This is a genomic window from Streptomyces jumonjinensis (assembly GCF_009600885.1).
GTDB lineage: Bacteria > Actinomycetota > Actinomycetes > Streptomycetales > Streptomycetaceae > Streptomyces > Streptomyces jumonjinensis.
This window is the reverse complement of the sequence record NZ_VCLA01000061.1, coordinates 40,778-57,637: the sequence shown is the minus strand read 5'-3', so window position 1 is coordinate 57,637 and position 16,860 is coordinate 40,778. Positions and strand designations below refer to the sequence as shown.

The 16,860-nt window shown below is 72.9% G+C and carries 13 protein-coding genes and 1 pseudogene; 5 read left to right on the top strand and 9 right to left on the bottom strand.

Going from position 1 to position 16,860, the window contains the following annotated elements:
* Window positions 1-869: pseudogene (locus FF041_RS07550) on the top strand (hypothetical protein); the annotation flags it as partial.
* A complete protein-coding gene (locus FF041_RS07545; RefSeq protein ID WP_153521568.1) occupies window positions 869-1,891 on the top strand; it encodes a serine/threonine-protein kinase in 1,023 nt (340 codons plus the stop codon). The pseudogene FF041_RS07550 and the gene FF041_RS07545, both read left to right, overlap by 1 nt.
* A 4-nt stretch (window positions 1,892-1,895) precedes the next feature.
* Here the strand turns inward: FF041_RS07545 and FF041_RS07540 are convergent, their stop codons facing one another.
* The gene (locus tag FF041_RS07540; protein ID WP_153521567.1) at window positions 1,896-3,191 is read right to left on the bottom strand and encodes a streptophobe family protein; all 1,296 of its coding nucleotides are present in this window, start codon (window positions 3,189-3,191) and stop codon (window positions 1,896-1,898) included.
* A gap of 147 nt (window positions 3,192-3,338) precedes the next feature.
* Here FF041_RS07540 and FF041_RS07535 point away from each other — a divergent pair, with 147 nt between their 5' ends.
* Window positions 3,339-4,688 (top strand): DUF6777 domain-containing protein, encoded by a 1,350-nt coding sequence (locus tag FF041_RS07535; protein WP_153521566.1) that lies wholly within the window; start codon window positions 3,339-3,341, stop codon window positions 4,686-4,688.
* A gap of 23 nt (window positions 4,689-4,711) precedes the next feature.
* On the opposite strand, the gene FF041_RS07530 is transcribed toward FF041_RS07535, so the two are convergent.
* From FF041_RS07530 to FF041_RS07520, 3 genes are read right to left on the bottom strand one after another with little or no spacing between them, the layout of a single operon-like run.
* Window positions 4,712-5,584: a GNAT family N-acetyltransferase gene (locus FF041_RS07530; RefSeq protein WP_153521565.1), complete on the bottom strand. Its 873-nt coding sequence runs from the start codon at window positions 5,582-5,584 to the stop codon at window positions 4,712-4,714.
* 50 nt (window positions 5,585-5,634) lie between these two features.
* A complete protein-coding gene (locus FF041_RS07525; RefSeq protein ID WP_153481308.1) occupies window positions 5,635-7,179 on the bottom strand; it encodes an amino acid permease in 1,545 nt (514 codons plus the stop codon).
* A 44-nt stretch (window positions 7,180-7,223) separates the two neighbouring features.
* Window positions 7,224-8,180, bottom strand: coding sequence for a hypothetical protein (locus FF041_RS07520; RefSeq protein ID WP_323371164.1), 957 nt, complete (start codon window positions 8,178-8,180; stop codon window positions 7,224-7,226).
* 407 nt (window positions 8,181-8,587) lie between these two features.
* Between FF041_RS07520 and FF041_RS07515 the strand changes: the two genes are divergently transcribed.
* Complete coding sequence (locus FF041_RS07515; protein ID WP_153521564.1) at window positions 8,588-9,031, top strand: DUF6299 family protein; 444 nt, start codon at window positions 8,588-8,590, stop codon at window positions 9,029-9,031.
* Window positions 9,032-9,108: 77 nt separating this feature from the next.
* Here FF041_RS07515 and FF041_RS07510 read toward each other — a convergent pair whose 3' ends face one another.
* A complete protein-coding gene (locus tag FF041_RS07510) occupies window positions 9,109-11,649 on the bottom strand; it encodes a SpoIIE family protein phosphatase (RefSeq protein WP_323391414.1) in 2,541 nt (846 codons plus the stop codon).
* A gap of 164 nt (window positions 11,650-11,813) precedes the next feature.
* Entirely contained in the window at window positions 11,814-12,281 is a 468-nt protein-coding gene (locus tag FF041_RS07505) for a nuclear transport factor 2 family protein (RefSeq protein ID WP_153481304.1), read from the bottom strand.
* 218 nt (window positions 12,282-12,499) lie between these two features.
* On the opposite strand from FF041_RS07505, the gene FF041_RS07500 reads away from it, so the two are divergent.
* Complete coding sequence (locus tag FF041_RS07500; protein ID WP_323391413.1) at window positions 12,500-13,426, top strand: MurR/RpiR family transcriptional regulator; 927 nt, start codon at window positions 12,500-12,502, stop codon at window positions 13,424-13,426.
* 426 nt (window positions 13,427-13,852) lie between these two features.
* Here FF041_RS07500 and FF041_RS07495 read toward each other — a convergent pair whose 3' ends face one another.
* The 3 genes from FF041_RS07495 to lnt all read right to left on the bottom strand — a co-directional run bounded on the left by FF041_RS07495 (window position 13,853) and on the right by lnt (window position 16,858).
* Window positions 13,853-14,572 (bottom strand): Clp protease N-terminal domain-containing protein, encoded by a 720-nt coding sequence (locus tag FF041_RS07495; protein ID WP_153521592.1) that lies wholly within the window; start codon window positions 14,570-14,572, stop codon window positions 13,853-13,855.
* Window positions 14,573-14,708: 136 nt separating this feature from the next.
* Window positions 14,709-15,215 carry an NUDIX hydrolase gene (locus FF041_RS07490; protein WP_153481302.1) on the bottom strand — a complete coding sequence of 169 codons (507 nt, stop codon included), beginning with the start codon at window positions 15,213-15,215 and terminating at the stop codon, window positions 14,709-14,711.
* A gap of 44 nt (window positions 15,216-15,259) precedes the next feature.
* The gene (lnt, locus tag FF041_RS07485) at window positions 15,260-16,858 is read right to left on the bottom strand and encodes an apolipoprotein N-acyltransferase (protein ID WP_323391412.1); all 1,599 of its coding nucleotides are present in this window, start codon (window positions 16,856-16,858) and stop codon (window positions 15,260-15,262) included.
* Window positions 16,859-16,860: the final 2 nt, after the last annotated feature.

Sequence of the window (16,860 nt, the reverse complement as noted above, 5' to 3'; positions counted from 1 at the left end):
GGGTGGGGGCGGTGGTGGACGGCGAGTCGGTGTGGCTGTTCGACGCGGAGCACGAGCGCTGGGTGTACGGGGACGGGAGGAGCGTCACCACCTACGCGGTGCCGGGGGGCTCGTCGGGGGGTTCGACGGCGCCCGATCCCCCGGCGGCGGATACCGATACCGGGGGCGCCGGCGGGGCCGCCGCTCCGGCCTCGGGGCAGGGGCCGGGGCCGGCTTCAGTGCCTCCGTCCGCCCCGCAGACCGCGCCGCCACAGCCGGCTCCGGCGACTCCCACCACTCCGGCCGTCGCTCCGGCGACTCCCACCACTCCGGCCGTCACTCCCACCGCTCCGGCCGCTCCGGAGCCCGCGCCCAGTGTTCCGCCGCCCCCGCCCCCGCCGACCACCCCCAGGACGCCGCTGGGCGACCCCGAGCCCACCCGTACGGCACCGCCGGACGGTCCGCCGGGCCCACCGGCGTACAGCGGCGGCGACCCCGGAGCCGTACCGGGCACTTCGGCGTACACCGGCCCGGCGCACCCGCCGGGCGCCTCGGCGTCCACCGGCCCCGTACCGCCGCCGGATACCGGGGCCCGTACCGACCCCGTACCGCCGGCGGACACCGCCGGCACCGTCGCGTCCCCCGGTCCCGGCGCGGACAGCGGTCCCGGCGCGACCCGGCGGGTGGAACCCGTCCCGGCGCGGACAGCGGCCACGAGCGGTCCGGCCGGTCCCGGACTGACGCTGCCCGCGGCTCCGGCGGGGCGGGCGGACGTCCGCCCGGACGATTCCCGCAAGCGGCGGGCCCCGGCGCCGGGCGAGGCCGGATACCGGGACGAGCCGACCCGGACCGCGGGGCCCGAGGAGACCGCGCGGCCGGGTGACTCCTGATGGCGGACGGGCCGCACGACGCCCCGCTGCCCGCCGGCCGGCAGGCCGATCTGATCGGGAAGCGGATCGCGGGCTATCTGGTCGAGGCCGAGATCGGCCGCGGGGGCATGGCCGTGGTCTACCGCGCCCGGGATCTGCGGCTGGACCGCACCGTGGCCCTCAAGCTCCTCGCCCCCGAGCTCGCCCGCAACGACACCTTCCGCAAGCGGTTCACCCATGAGTCCAGGGTGGCCGCGGCCATCGACCACCCCCATATCGTGCCGGTCTTCGAGGCGGGCGAGACCGAGGGCCTGCTCTACATCGCCATGCGCTATGTGGCGGGCCAGGATCTGCGCGCCCTGCTCAACCGGGAGGGCCCGCTCCCCTTCGCCGTCGCGGGCCGGATCGCCGCACAGGTCGCGTCCGCGCTCGACGCCGCGCACAGCCACGACCTGGTGCACCGGGACGTCAAACCGGGGAACATCCTGATCGCCGAGGGAACCGACCCCGACCATCCCGAGCACGCGTATCTCACCGACTTCGGGCTGACGAAGAAGTCGCTGTCGCTGACCGGCTTCACCACGGTGGGCCAGTTCGTCGGCACCCTCGACTATGTGGCTCCGGAGCAGATCTCCGGGCGGCCGGTGGACGGCCGCTGCGATGTGTACGGCTTCGCCTGTGTCGTCCATGAGATGCTCGCCGGCGCCCCGCCCTTCGAGCGGGACGACGACATGGCGCTGCTGTGGGCCCATCAGTTCGACGCGCCCCCGCCGCTGACGAACTCCCGCCCCGATCTTCCGCCCGAGGCGGACGCCGTGCTGGCGAAGGCGCTCGCGAAACAGCCGGACGACCGGTACGCGTCCTGCGGGGCCTTTGTGGCGGCGCTGCGGGCGGCGGCGGCGCCGGGGCTCCCGGCAACGGGGCTCCCGGCGGCGGCCGGCCCGGTCACCCGGGTCGACACCGCGATCGCGGCCGGGGCCGGCCATCCGGGCCCGCCGCCGGAGCCACCCGAATGGGCGCGTCCGGTCTTCCGCCGCCGCTGACCTCTCAACGGCTCCCGGCACGCTCCGTCCCGCCGCGCCGGTGGACGGGCCGGGCGAGCAGCGCGCCGAGGAATCCGGCGGCCAGTCCCCAGAGCGCGGCGAGCCCCAGCGCGGACCAGATCCGCGGGGTCAGCGAGACCTCGGCGGAGAGCCCGCCGCCGAGGTCCCCGATGCCGAACAGGGAGAGTCCGTAGTGGGCGCGCACGGAGACGGTCAGACAGATCATCAGCACGGTGAGGACGAGGGCCACGGCCAGTTGGACGGCGTGCCGCCAGGGCGGGATCCGGGCGGGTGAGCGTACGGCCATGAGGAAGCCGGCCCCCAGCGTCAGCAGCGCGGCGGCGACCAGCAGCCACCAGACGCGGCCGTCGTGCGCGGCGAGGGAACCCAGATCGAGGGTTCCGCCCTCGGGGGTGCGCAGCACCAGGTCGAGCAGGCGGGGCACGGGGAGTCCGAAGGGGCCCTGGACCCTGCCGTCCCAGGTGGCTCCGAGGCCGATGGTGTACGCGAGCCAGACGAGGTTGGGCAGCCCGAGCAGGATGACGGCGAGGGTCTCGGCGGGTCTGCCGCGGGTCGCCGCGGCGATCAGTCCGCCGATCACGCCCGCCGCGACCCAGAGGAGCAGCAGGGCGACCATGGCGTACGCGGCGGGCCGTACGGGTTCGTGGAAGCGCACCAGGGCGGCGGGCAGCGGTGCGCCGCGCGAGACGGCCAGGGCCAGCAGCAGCACGCCCGCGAGCCAGAGCAGGCCGACGACGACGGTGAGCGGCGGCTGTGCGGCGAAGCCCGCCCGGGGGGCGGTGTCGAGCAGTTGTCCGATGTCGGAGAGCGTGCCGCCGGGGGAGACGGTGAAGTCGTGCCGGGCGAAGGCGGCGAGGGCGATCAGCGCGAGGGCCCAGAGAAGGGCGATCCGGGCGGCCCAGCCGGCGAGCTCCCGGACGGTGGCGACGGCCCGGTGTCTGAGCGGGCGGAGAAAGCCCGCGGCGAGGGTGAGGGCTCCGGCGAGGGTCACGGACAGGGGCAGCACATCGAGTTCCGCCGTCGCGCCTCCGAGAAGTCCGGCGTCGCCGGAGAGTTCGACGGATCCGCCGACGGCCAGGACGACGACGGCCGCGACCACCCGGGGGAACGCGCCGTCGGGCAGGTCCGCGGCGCCGGCCGCCCAGACTCCGAGCGCGGCGGTGGCGAGGAGCGCGGCCAGGGCGGCGGCCACGGCCGTCGCGGCCTGGACCCAGCCGTGCGGAGCAGGTGCGGCCGGCTCGCGGTGCTGGGTTCCGTGCTGGGTTCCGGGCCGGCTCACGCTGCCACGCTATGCAGCCCGGGGCGGCTCCGCGCGCCGGGCGGGGCCGGATGCGCCCGCTTGCGGAGTGCCGGAGTCCGGGGCACACAATGGCCGGAGATATGCCTGATATATCACTTCTGTTCTTCACCGTGGGAAGAAGAGCCCATGAGCGCCGAACCTCCTTCGTCCGAACGCCCCACCGGTCCCCCGTCCGGCCCGCTCTCGGGCAGGCCCGACCGCGCGTCCGTGCCGCCGCCGCCGGACCGGCCGAGCAGGCCGAGCGAGCCAGGCGGGACGGGCGACGGGCCGGGCGGTCCGGGTGGTCCGGCGGGTCCGGGCGGGACGGGCGACGTGGGCGGTGCGGGCGGTCCGGGCGGGACCCCGGAACCGGGCGGCGGAGCCCCCTGGTGGCGTTCGGTTCCCAAGGTCGCGCTGATCGCCGCGGGCGTGGTCGTGGCCGTGGTGCTCGCGGTCGTTCTCACCCGCCCGGGCGGCTCGGGCGCGCAGAGCGAGGTGTTTCTCCAGGCGGCGGCGGATCCGGGACCGGATCCGTATACGCCGTCGACCGCGCAGGCCAGCACCGTCGAGGGACAGTCGGCGCAGCCGCCGGGCCCCGCTCCGACGGAGACGTACGCGGCCCGTGAGGTGTCGGGCTCCACAGCCGGCCTGTACGGCGGCACCCAGTCCGCCGCCAGCTGCGATGTGGAGCGGCAGATCAGCTATCTGACGGGCGACGCGCCGAAGAACCAGGCGTTCGCGTCCGTGCTGGGCATCGCTCCCGGCGACGTGCCCGGATATCTGCGCAAGCTGACACCGCTTCAGCTGCGGCTGGACACCCGGGTGACCAACCACGGCTACCAGAACGGCGCCGCCACCTCCTATCAGGCCGTGCTCCAGGCCGGTACGGCCGTGCTCGTGAACGACCTCGGCGTGCCCACGGTGCGGTGCGCGTGCGGCAATCCGCTGCTTCCGCCCGGCGAGCTGAAGGGCGAGGTGAAGCATGTGGGCAACCCCTGGCCCGGGTACGACCCGGCGGCCGTGGTGTACATCGCGCCCGCGAAGGAGCCGATGAAGGAGTTCGTGGTCTACGACGGCAAGAAGGGCGTGTGGTTCACGCGGCCCCCGGGCGATTCGGCCGCCAAGGACACACCGACGGCACCGCCCTCGCACGATCCGCTCGCGCCGTGCGCCTCGACGCCGCCTCCCGCGGGCGTCACCTGCCCGCCGGGGTCCTCGCCCGGCGGAACGGTGTCCCCCGGGAAGTCCCCGGGTCCCTCGAAGCCGACGGGGCCGACGTCACCGGGCGCCACCACCCCGGGCCCGACCCCCGCCACCACGACGCCCGGGGGGGCGACGACACCGGCGCCCACGGCCGATTCCACGCCCGCCGTGCCGCCCCCGCCCCAGGGCGGCACCACCCCGCCGCCTCCGCCTCCGCAGCAGCCGCCCTCGGCGGGCTACGGCACCGAGGGCAGCGTCGCCCCGCCGCCGGAGCCTCCGGCCGCCTCCCCGTAGCCCGTACCGTAGCCCGCCGGACGCTAGCCGAGTTCGAGCGTGGTGACCCCGAAGACGCGTTCGGCGCGGACCTCGGGAGCCGGGCCGGTGTACATGCGCACGGTGGGGAACTGGGCGGTCAGCCCGCGGGCGACGGCCAGCGCCGCGGCCTCCCGCTGCGGCTCGGGCACATCGAGGGCCACGGTGTCCTCGGGGCCGAGGTGCGCGGTCAGACCGTCGAAGAGCGCCTCGGCGTCCTGGACGGTGTCGGCGAAGAGCGGACCGATCCGGTGGGCGTCACGGCCCGGCCGGATCACCCCGTAGCCGGTGACGCGCCCGTCGCGCAGCCGGACACGGGCGGTGTGCCCCGGCGCGGCCAGCCAGCGGGCGACGAATTCGCCGCGGTCGGCGGGGAAGCAGTCGCGGTCGTACGCGGCGATCGCGCCCAGGTGCTCCGGCGCGGCGGGCACGGTCCCCGCGTCCGGGGAGCCGCCGCGCAGGGGCCGCCCGCCGTAGCGGACGGTGCCGTACGCCGGAGTGAAGCCGGAGCGCTGGTAGTTGGCCTGCTGCGCGGGGACCGCGTCGAGGCCGATGAGCCGGTCCCCGGCGTGCGGGAAGGCCGCTCGCCAGGTGGCGATCCCCAGGCCCTGCCCGCGCAGATCGGGGCGGACCAGATAGAAGCCGAGAAAGGCGTACCGGTCCGAGTAGGCGACGATGGAGACGGCGGAGACGGGTTCGCCGCCGAGGCGGCCGATGAAGAAGCCGTCGGGGTCGGTGGGGTGGAAGCAGCCGACATCGCCGTCGCCGGGGTTCCAGCCCTCGGCCGCGGCCCATTCGGCCACCTGTCGCCACTCCTCCAGCGAGGCTCGGGCGACGGTGAGTCCTGCCGCCGTCTCCTGGGCGAGAGGGTTGTTCATGAGCGGTGCGTCCTTTCTGCGGAGGGTGCGGGGTACGGGGCGCGCTCTCGTCAGACCAGGTCCATGGCGGCGACCTCGTCGGGGCTGCCGTAGCTGACGGGGCCCTGGAAGCGCCGCCGGGCGGTCGCGAACCACCAGGCGGTGGCGATGAGGAGGACCGCGCCGAGCGCGATGGGGGCGTAGTTGAAGGTGGTCGGGGTGATCGGGGAGGCGTGCGGCAGCATGAACAGCACACTGCTGAACGCGATCCAGACGACGGCGGTCAGCGCGATGGGCCTGCTCCAGCGGCCGAGGTGCCAGGGGCCGGGCTGGAACTCGTCGCCGAGGCGCAGCCGGAGCAGGATCGGGACGCCGTAGGCGAGATAGAGCCCGACGACGTTGACGCTCACAATCGCGGTGAAAGCGGTGTGCGACCACCATGCGGGAGTGATCAGCACGAAGGAGCAGGCCGCCGCCAGCCAGACCGCTTTGACGGGTGTGCGGGTGCGCGGGGACACCGAATGCCACAGCCGTGAACCGGGCATCGCGCCATCGCGGGCGAAGGCGAAGATCTGCCGGGTATTGCTGGTCATGTTGGCGAGCCCGCAGAACAGCATCGCACCGATCACGATGAGCAGGAGCAGCTTGGCGGTGCCCGTGCCGAGCGCGTCAATGAGAATCTGCACCGGGGGCGCGGACGCACTCGCCGTAGCCGAGTAATCGCGGATCGCATACACCAGGGCGAGCATAAGGATCAGTCCGGCGGCGGCGGAGTAGCCGATGGCCCGCATGATGCCCTTGGGGGTGTTGACCGTCGCCTTCACGGTCTCCTCGGACATGTGGAAACTGCCGTCGAAGCCGGTGAACGTCCAACTGGTGACCAGCAGTCCGAGCATCGCGGCGTAGATCGCATTGCTGAACCCGGTGCCGTTCACGAAATGCGTGGCGAAGGACGGCGACTGATGGTGTGTCGGGATCAGAACGAGGCTGAGCACGATGACCGTCATTCCGATCAGCAGCCACCACACGGAGATCCGGTTGAGGGTGGCGACCAGCTGGACGGTGTAGGTGTTGGCGAGCGCCTGGAGCAGGAGGATCACCGTGATGATGGTGACCGTGCTCTGGCCGGTGACCGTGTAGCCGGGCCACTGCATGACGATGAAGGCCTGGATGAAGGTGGCGGCGGCGTAGCCGGTGGCGGCCGTGCCCCCGATCTGGCCGACGAAGTTGAGCCAGCCGGTGTACCAGGACCAGGCGCCTCGATGGCGTCTGGCGAGTTTCCCGGCGGAGAAATAGAGCGCTCCGCTGGTCGGGTAGGCGGAGGCGATCTCCCCCATCGCGGCGCCGACGAACAGCACCATGACGGATACCCCGATCCAGCCGAAGACGAGAATCAGCGGCCCGCCCGCGCCCATTCCGAAGCCAAAGGCAGAGAAAATACCCGAGATGATATTGATGATGGTGAAGGAGATGGCGAAGTTGTCGAACCCGCGGAATCTCCGGGTGAGCTTTCTCGGATATCCCATGGCGTGCAGTGTCGCGTCATCGTCGATGGCTATGGCTTCGTCGCCGCTATGGCTTCTTCTCGGCCGGGGGACAGTCGCACGCTCGGACATCAGTGCATCCTTTCCTTTTATCTCCGGCGAGGCGGGCTGCGGGGTCAGTGGGATTCGGGGATCGGAAGTCCGCAGGCGCGTCGCGCTTTGGTCAGCTGTTCATCGGGGGCGCCGAAGACGCTCCAGGGCATACGCGACGCATAGGGCCCCATCGCGGTGAGGACCTCACGCGCTTCGAGTTCGCGTCTGCCCATGTACAGGGCATGGGCGAGATAGGACAGATCCAGGACGGGGGTGTACCGGTACTGCGGCAGCAGGGGAAACCAGTTGGTGTAGCTCCCGGCCGCGGTCGTCACCCACTGCGGCTGCCGCCAGGCCCGGTAGGCGAGCAGCGAGGCGGGGTCGTACTCCTCGGCCAGGGCGACGAGCGGCAGCAGTCGCAGCGGCGAGGAGGCGGGGGCCCGGTGGCTGAGAAAGGAGGCGACGTCCCAGCGGGCGCTCGCGGTGCCTCCGTACCGGGTGAAGAAGAACGCGAGGAACCGGTGGTGCGCCTCGCGGTTCCAGGGGTCGAGTCCGATGACGCGGGAGAAGAGCCGCCAGGGGCCGGGGGGCGCGGTCAGCAGGCCCTGCGGGGCGGGGTCGAGCGGTCTGCGGATGCGGGCGAGGGCCAGTTGGGCGACCCAGGGGGTGGGGTCGTCGGGCAGCATTCTGGCGGCCCGCTCGCAGGCCGCGCCGGCGATGTCGGCCAGGGTGCCGGTGTGCGGGTCGTGCGCGTCGGCCGCGCGCAGCGCGCGGAGCATCGCCACGCGGGCCCACAGCAGGGTGGACTCGGGTCCCGGGTCCTCGCCGAGCCAGCGTTCGGCGAGGTCCGAGTCGGCCGCCTCGGACGCCAGCACCAGCGACCGGTGGGCGCGGATGTCGAAATCGCCGCGGGCCTCGCGGAGTACCTCCTGCGCGCTGAAGTAGCGGCCGGCTTTGACGTCGATGCATGCGCGGGCGAGCCGGTGGTCGTCCGCGGCCGGATGCCAGACGTACTGTCCATCGAACGAATCAGCAGGCACGATCCCCTCCCCCGTTCCCCGGACGACACGACACCATCCGCAGGCATTCACGCCAGGCCGAATCAGGCCGGATCCCCGTGGATCACCAAGAGCGCGACCTCACCCTACTCACGATCAAGTGAGAGGGAAAACACTCGTCCGAGTAACTGATCGGGCGGTTAATGGGGGCTGCGGCGGGGAACTCGCCAGGAGCTGGCATATGCCAACCTGGGTTGCTCCCCGGGGATTCGGGACGCCTTCCGGAAGCGCGACACGACCGATCGGACGGGATCCAGCCATAACGAACGAATTACCTCGTTGAACCATCCACCACCGCTACCTCGACCGGCCGGCAATCAGAATAGAAGCTAGGTCACCCGTTCGCATGGACATGCGCAACCTCGGCCTCACTCCCTCGTTGGGGGAGCATGATCAACGCACGACGCACCACCCTCATTTCCTCGGTCTGCATCGCCGCCGCACTCACCGCCGGTCTGGTCTCCGGCTCCGCCAGTGCGCAATTCGCCCCGGACACCATCACCATCGCGCCCACGGGACGGATCGCCCAGGACGGCGCCATCACCCTCAGCGGCACCTATCGGTGCTCATCACTGCGCTCGCGCTCGGGCCCGGTCCTCATCGGCTCCCACGCCGCCCAGGGCGATGCCCGCGCCGAGATCGACGGCCTCCAGGCGACCTGCGACGACCGGGTGCACACCTGGCGTGAGACCGCGCGCGGGCTCCGTCCGCTGACCCCGGGCACCGCACGCGGCGAGGCGACCCTGATCCATCTGGACTCCTCGAACGGCTTCGTCCCGTTCCCCGTCATCCTCAACGCCGACAGCACCGACCTGACCCTGCGCAAGCGCTGACCCGGGGCGAGCCGGGGGCGCACAGCGTACGGTCGTACGCCCCCGGCCCACCGCCGGAACGGCTTCCCCGGCGGGGCTCACCCCCAGCGGGACGCCAGCAGCAGCGCGATGTCGTCGGGCCGGTCCGCCGCCTGCCCGGCCTCGCGGATCAGCCGGTCGGCCGTCACCCGCAACGGGGACGCGCCGCACTCGGCGAGCGCGGCGCGCAGCCGCTCGACGCCGACGTCGATGTCGCTGCCCGGCTGCTCCACCAGACCGTCGGTGTACAGGGCCAGCACCGCGCCGGACTCCAGGTCCAGCGCCGTGACGGGATAGCCGGCCGCCGGGTCCACGCCCAGGACGACCCCGCCCGCCAGATCGAGGACCTCGGTCTCGCCGTCCGGATGGCGCAGCAGGGGCTGGGGATGCCCGGCCCGGACCGCCTGGGTACGGCCGGTCGCCGGGTCGACGACGATGTAGCAGCAGCTGGCGAACTGGCCCGGGTCGAGGTCGATCAGCAGCCGGTTGGTGCCGCTCATCACCTCCTGCGGATCGTGCCCACTCAGCGCGAAGGCCCGCACCGCGCTGCGCAGCTGGCCCATGGTGGCCGCGGCGGCGACGCCGTGGCCCTGGACGTCCCCGATGACCAGGGCGAGGCTTTCGCCGGTCTGCACGACGTCGTACCAGTCGCCGCCGACGTCCATGCCCTGGGTGCCGGGCAGATAGCGGCCGATGGTCTCGGCGTTCCGCAGCACGGGCAGCCGGTGGGGCAGCAGCGCGTCCTGGAGCCCCCGGGCGAGAGCGGCCTCGGTGTCGTAGCGCTGGGCCCGCTCCAGCGCCTGGGCGATCAGCCCGGCGAGCGCGGTGAGCACCGCGCGCTCCTCGGCGGTGAAGCGGCGCGGCTGGTCGAAGCCGAGGATGCAGGAGCCCACGGGCCGGCCGGAGGCGATCAGCGGCAGAAACGCCCGCGCGCCCACATGGGCGTCGAGCGGGATGCCCGGGTAGGCGGCGGCCAGATGCCCCATCGACTCGAAGAACAGCGGACGGCCGGAGGTGAGGGTTTCCACCCCGGGCAGCCGGGCGTCCAGCGCGGCCCCGTCGAAACGGTCGAGGAAGCCCTGGGGGAAGCCGGTCTCCCAGGCGAGGAAGAGATGTCTCTCGTGCAGCAGATAGATCGCCAGCTGGCCGCCGCCGAAGGCGGGCAGCAGCTCCTCGGTGACCACGGCGGAGACCTGACGGGCGGTCACGGCCTCGGTGAGCGCGATGGCGAGGGCGACCGGGCGGTAGAGGGCGGAGGGCCGGCCGGACGGGGCGCCGGAGCCCGCGCCCTCGGTGCCGCCCTGAGCGCCGCCCTGGGCGAACCCGTCGGCGAGACCGCGGTCGGGCGGCGGCTCGTCCGAGGGGGTGAGGATGACGGTCACTCCGTCGTGGCCGGGGAAGAGAGAGACCAGAAGCCAGTCGTCGTCCCGGTGCGCGGCCACGAAGCGGACGGGCGTGTGGGAGATCAGCGCGGCCCGGAAGCAGTCCTCGTACGAGGGCTGTCCGAACCAGGGCAGCGCCTCCCACAGCACCCGGCCCGCGAGTTCGGTCCGGGCCCGGCCGACGACCGTCTCCGCGCTCTGGTTGAGATAGACGATCCTGCCGAGCCGGTCGAGCGAGAGAAAGCCGCGCGGGATGCGGTCGGTGGCCTCGGAGATGATCGGACCCGCGCCCATATCCAGGGCGAACCCGCTGAGCAGGCCCGGCCGGTCCGCGCCCGGCGGACCGGTCGGGCGGCGGGTGAGCTCCATCAGCCAGGGGCGGCCGTCCGGGCCGCGCAGCCGGATCCGCCGGGTTGCCGGGGGGCCGTCGTCGGCGGCCTGCCGGGCGAGCGCCCACAGGCCGAGGACGTCCTCATCGGCCAGCCCCCGGGTGAGCGCCTCGACCGTGCCGCCGAACTCCTCCGGAGCGATGCCGAGGATCGCGCACATCCCGTCGTCGGCGGCGACGTTCCCGGTCGCGAGGTCCCAGTCGAAGCCGCCCAGCCGCACCGGGGGCTCACTGGCGGCGGGCAGCTGCACGGGCAGCGGCTCGCGGTCCCACTCCACCGCGACCCCCCGGCCGCTGAGCACGCTCAGCGCGCCGCCGAGCCGCCGGGCGGCGCTGTACATCCGGTGGCGGTCGCCGTCCGCGACCGGCAGTCCCGCGCCCGCCCGGCGCAGCACCGTCAGGACCCCGAACTTCTCCCGCCCGCTGACGACCGGGACGTAGAGCGAACTGAACGGGAAGGGCAGCCCCGCCATCAGCTGGGGGAAGCGGCGCATGGAGTCCTCGGCGTCCGCGAGATGGATGGCGCGTCCCGTGCGATGGGCCTCGGCGACCGGGAAGGGGCGGTTCACATGCATCCGCCACCAGGGGCGGAAGAGCATGACGGGCAGACCCGCGAGCACCGCCAGCCGCAGCCGTCCCTCGGTGCCGGAGCGCAGATAGACCCCGCCCGCATAGCCGCCGGCCGCTTCGATCGCGCTCACGGCCGACTGGGCGAGCACCAGCTCCAGCTCACCCGGCGCCCGCCTGCCGCCCTGCGGCGCGCCGGGCGCCGCCCCGCGCTTCGGCGGCCCGGGGGGCGGGGTGCGCCCGGTCGCGGCGTACCAGCTCACACAGCCAAGGATGCTCCCCGGCCGCCACGGCGCGCATCTCCGCCGGAAGCGGCGGAGAAGGCGCGCGCCTCCGTCAGAGACCGAGGCCGGAAACCGAGGCCGGAGGCCGAGGTCGGAGGCCGAGGTCGGAAGCCGGGGTCAGAAACCGAGGTCAGAAACCGAGGTCAGAAGCCGAGAGCGGTCAGGCCCGGGTGATCGTCGGGGCGGCGGCCGAGCGGCCAGTGGAAGCGGCGCTCGGACTCCTCGATGGGGCTGTCGTTGATGCAGGCGTACCGCACGCGCATCAGGCCGTGGTCGTCGAACTCCCAGTTCTCGTTGCCGTAGGAGCGGTACCAGTTGCCCGAGTCGTCGTGCCACTCATAGGCGAAGCGCACGGCGATGCGGTGACCGTCATGGGCCCAGAGCTCTTTGATCAGGCGGTAGTCGAGCTCTCGCGCCCATTTGCGGGTGAGGAAGGCGACGATCTCCTCTCGGCCGGTGATCCATTCGGCGCGGTTGCGCCAGCGGGAGTCGTCGGTGTAGGCGAGGGCGACCTTCTCGGGGGCGCGGCTGTTCCAGCCGTCCTCGGCGAGCCGGACCTTCTCCCGGGCCGACTCCCTGGTGAACGGAGGGACGGGGGGCTTCACGGACATGGGCGTCTCCTTGGCGCGTCATGAGGAGAACGATCGTTCTCCTCATGACCGCCACTCTAGGAGAACGATGGTTCTCTTGCAAGCCGGTCAGCGCCGGCCCGCCGTACGACCCCGGGCGTCCGGCATCCGAGACGACGCCGGGAGCCGGCCGACGCGCCCACCCGGGGAAGGCTCCTGGGCTATGTTGATCGGCAGCGGGACGAGAAGGAGTGACACCGGTGGCATCAGATCAGCAGGCACGCGCACAGGCGTCCGCGATCACACCGGGAAGACCGTCTCCCGGCACGGAGCCGGCCCCCACCGACCGGGTGCTCGCCCTCTTCGGCGGCCACCGGCTCTCGCCGGGCCAGCGGCGCATCGCGCAGTACATCACCGACCACCTCACCGAGGCCGCGTTTCTGTCGATCACCGATCTCGCGGAGCGGGCGGGCGTCAGCCAGCCCTCGGTCACGCGCTTCGCCTCATCCGTCGGCTTCAGCGGATATCCGGCGCTGCGGGAGGCCCTCCAGCCGATCGCGCTCTCCGCCGCCGCCCCCTTGGCGCCGGGCACGGACGGCGAGAGCCGGCGCAATGAGCTCCAGGCCGCTGTGGACGCCGAGATCGAGAATCTGGAGCAGCTGCGCCGGGGGCTCGCCGACACCGGCCGGGTGCTGGAGCTCGGCCGGGAGCTGGCCCGCTCGACGCCCCTGACCGTCCTCGGACTGCGGATCTCGGCGTCGCTCGCGGAGTACTTCTCCTACGCGGCGCGGCGGATCCACCCGGACGTACGGACGGTGACCCGTGGCGGCAGCGTCGCCTATGACGCACTGTTCCAGTCCCGGGAGGCCGGCGGGAGCTGGGTGCTGGCCTTCGCGATGCCCCGGCACGCCAAGGAGAACCTGGCGGCGATCCGGGCGGCCCGCAGCACCGGGCTGAAGGTCGCCCTGATCACCGATCTCGCGCTCGGCCCACTGACGGACGAAGCCGACGTCACCCTGAGCGCCGCCACGGGATCACGGCTCGTCTTCGACTCCTACGCCGCGCCCGGGGTGCTGTCGGCGGCCCTCCTCCAGGCGATGGCGGACGCCGCGCCGCAGCGCACCCAGTCACGGCTCGAAGGGTATGAGCAGGCCGCTGAGCTGCACGATTTCTTTCTGGAGGACTGACCGGCGCGCACGGGAGGTGTATGAATTTTTTCATACCCTTGCTTACCAGACGGTATATATATTTACTTCTCCCATGTCCGGGGATCCCCGGACACCCCGGCCGGCCCACGCCCCGCAAGAAAGTCGGCAGCGCTCGCCCATGCATCCGCTCCCCCGCGCCGCCCCGCCCGGCGCTCACCGCCGCGATGAGCGGTCAGGGCCCGTACCGCTCCGGCGCGGTGCCGCGGCGACCGGCGGCGGGCCGCTGCGGGCGCGATAGGCCGCCGCCCACCCCCAGACCGGAGTCCGGGACCAGACGCCTTCCTCCTCGCGTCGCTCCACGGCGCTCCGCCCCGGGCAGCTCCGAGCCCCTGCGGACTGCCCACCCGGCGGCCTCGGTCCCCCCTGGACCGGGGCCGCCATGATCCTTCCGCCTCAGCCCTGGCCCTAGGCCTCGTCCTCCCTGGCGGCGAGCGCGGCGGCCACGGCTTCCACGATGTACGCCTCGACGGCCTCCTTGCTCACTCCGAGACCGGCGAACACCCCCGTACCGCCCTCCTGTTCGAGCAGCGCCAGCAGGACGTGCTCGGTGCCGATGTAGTTGTGCCCCAGCCGGAGCGCCTCGCGATAGGTCAGCTCCAGCGCCTTGCGGGCGCCGGCGTCGAACGGCACGAGCTCCGGCGTCTCGTCGGCCGCCGGGGGCAGCGCGTCGGTCGCCGCCTGCCGGACGACGTCCAGCAGAAGGTTCTGCGCCAGGATCGCCCTCGCGGCGAGCGACTCGCGCTCGGTCAGCAGCCCCAGCGTGAGATGTGCGGGCGTGATCGTGTCGTTGCGCGCCGCGTGGGCCTCGTTCTGCGCGGCCATGATCACATTCTTGGCGCGCGCGGTGAACCGGCTGAAGCCCTGACTGGGATCGAGGTCCTGCGCGCCGCCCTTCGGCACGAAGCGCTTCTGGGCCGCCTGCCGGGTCACGCCCATGCTCTGGCCGATCTCCGACCAGGACGCGCCCGAGCGCCGGGCCTGGTCCACGAAGTGGCCGATCAGATGGTCGGCCACCTCGCCGAGGTGGTCGGCGGCGATGACCGCGCCACTGAGCTGCTCCAGGGCACCGGTGTGGACCTTCTTGACGGCCTCGATCAGCTCGTCGAGACGGACGGGATTCGTCATCTGCACGGGATTCTCCATGCCCGTCAACTTAAGGTTGACGGGCATGGGTGTCAACCCTTGGTTGACAACGGCACTGGCACTGACGCGGCGCGGTCGACCCGGCGGCGGGTCCGGGGGCCGACCCGGCGGACCCGGATCACCCGGCGGGGGCCGGGACGGTGAGGCCCTCGGGGGCCGGCCGGAACCAGGTCGGCCCCTCGGCGAGCGCCCGCTCGATACGGAAGCGGGAGAACTCGTTCACCTCGGGCAGCGCGTCCAACGCGAACCACCCCACCTCCAGGGACTCATCGTCGTTGACCCGCGGCTCCCCGCCGACCGCACGGCAGCGGAAGCAGATGTCCATGTACTGGCAGCGATCGCCATTGGGGTAGGTGACCGCCCTCGGCAGCCCCTGGACCAGCACCACCCGCTCGGCGACACAGCGCACCGCGGTCTCCTCGTACACCTCGCGCACGGCGGTCGCCGCCGGCTCCTCGCCCGGCTCGGGGATGCCTCCGATGATCGCCCACACCCCGTCGTCGGCCCGTCTGCCCAGCAGCAGCCGCCCCTCGTCGTCGAAGACGACCGCGCTGACCCCGGGGAGCAGAAGAAGCTGATGGCCGGCCGTGGCCCGGATCGCGCGGATGAACTCAGGAGTCGCCATGGCTTCGACCCTAACGGACCGTCACCACAGGGACGGTCATCCCTTTAACCTGCGGCCCGCTCACGGCGCGCGCGTACGGCCCCGGCGGCCACCTGCCCGAGCCCTCCCGCCGCGACCAGCAGCAGCGCGATCTCCGGCCAGACGCCGAGCCGGGTCGCCGGAGTGAGCGAGGAGCGCAGCGGGACCTCGGCGACCAGCGCGTCCGGGGTGAACATCGCCGTCTTCCGCACGACCTTCCCGTCCGGCATGATCACGGCGCTCACCCCGCTGGTGACGGGGACCACGACGGACCGGCTGTGCTCGACCGCGCGCACCCGCGACATCGCGAGCTGCTGATACGTCATCTCACTGCGGCCGAAGGTGGCGTTGTTGCTGGGGACGGAGATCAGCTGGGCCCCCTCGGTGACCGTGTCACGGGCCATGTCGTCGAAGGCGGCCTCGTAGCAGGTGACCAGCCCCACCTTGGTGCCCGCGAGATCGAAGACGCCGACCTCGTCGCCGGGTCCGAAGTCGCGGCTCACCCGGTCGACGTCGGAGCTGAAGAGGCGTACGACCGAACGCATCGGGATGTACTCGCCGAAGGGCTGCACATGGCGCTTGTCGTAGGTGTCGACGGGGCCGCGCTCCGGGTCCCACTCGATGAGGGTGTTGCGCAGCTTCCCGGTGTCGGGGCTGAGCACCGCGCCGACGACGACCGGGACGCCGATCGCCTTCACGGCGTCGTCGATGACGAGCCGGGCGTCGGCGTTCCGGTAGGGGTCGAGGTCGGACGAATTCTCGGGCCAGAGCACGAAATCGGGCTGGGGCTCCTTGCCCGCCTTCACATCGGCGGCCAGCTGCTCGGTACGGCGCGCGTGGTTGTCCAGGACGGCGCGGCGCTGGGCGTTGAAGTCGAGCCCGAGGCGGGGCACATTGCCCTGGATCGCGGCGACGGTCGCGGTGCCGTCCTCGGCGGAGCCGTCGACCAGCGGCAGCGCGGCGAACGCGGCCGTCACCGGCACGAGCACGGCGAGCAGCGCGGCGGCCAGCGGACCCCGGGGCAGCTCGCCGGTGCTCCGGTATGCGAGGACGCGCCGGACGGTCTCGTACAGGCCGAAACCGGTCAGGACGACGGCGAAGCCGAGCACGGGTGTGCCGCCGACCGCCGCGAGCGGCAGAAAGAGACCGTCGGCCTGGCCGAAGGCGATCTTCCCCCAGGGGAAGCCGCCGAAGGGGACCCTGGCGCGGGCCGCTTCGCCGAGGATCCAGCCGGCCGCGCCGAAGACCGGCCACAGCGGCAGCCGGGTGACCAGGGCGATGCCCACCGCGGCGAACGCGATGAACAGCGCCTCGACGGCCGCCAGCGCGATCCAGGGAACCGGGCCGACCTCCTCGCCCGTCCAGCTGAGGAGGGGCAGCAGAAAGCCGAGGCCGGCGAGGTAGCCGAGGCCGAAGGCATGCCGTGGCCGCCGTCCGTGCAGACACCAGCCGAGGAGGGCGAAGGCGGGGACCGCCAGCCACCACAGGGGCCGGGGCGGGAAGCTCAGAAAGAGCAGGACTCCGGCGAGGGCGGCGGCCCCGGGCCTGATGAGCCGCCGCAGCGGTGATCCGCTCGCGGGGCGTGCGGAGTCAGGGGCGTCTACGGCGGTGATGGTGGCGCTCACTC

What these genes read in the sequence shown, in the direction of transcription:
- FF041_RS07495 (WP_153521592.1), bottom strand. Translation starts at nt 14,572, where the DNA reads ATGACGAATCCCGTCCGTCTCGACGAGCTGATCGAGGCCGTCAAGAAG.
- FF041_RS07505 (WP_153481304.1), bottom strand. Translation starts at nt 12,281, where the DNA reads ATGTCCGTGAAGCCCCCCGTCCCTCCGTTCACCAGGGAGTCGGCCCGG.
- FF041_RS07535 (WP_153521566.1), top strand. Translation starts at nt 3,339, where the DNA reads ATGAGCGCCGAACCTCCTTCGTCCGAACGCCCCACCGGTCCCCCGTCC.
- FF041_RS07530 (WP_153521565.1), bottom strand. Translation starts at nt 5,584, where the DNA reads ATGAACAACCCTCTCGCCCAGGAGACGGCGGCAGGACTCACCGTCGCC.
- FF041_RS07515 (WP_153521564.1), top strand. Translation starts at nt 8,588, where the DNA reads ATGATCAACGCACGACGCACCACCCTCATTTCCTCGGTCTGCATCGCC.
- FF041_RS07525 (WP_153481308.1), bottom strand. Translation starts at nt 7,179, where the DNA reads ATGTCCGAGCGTGCGACTGTCCCCCGGCCGAGAAGAAGCCATAGCGGC.
- FF041_RS07490 (WP_153481302.1), bottom strand. Translation starts at nt 15,215, where the DNA reads ATGGCGACTCCTGAGTTCATCCGCGCGATCCGGGCCACGGCCGGCCAT.
- FF041_RS07545 (WP_153521568.1), top strand. Translation starts at nt 869, where the DNA reads ATGGCGGACGGGCCGCACGACGCCCCGCTGCCCGCCGGCCGGCAGGCC.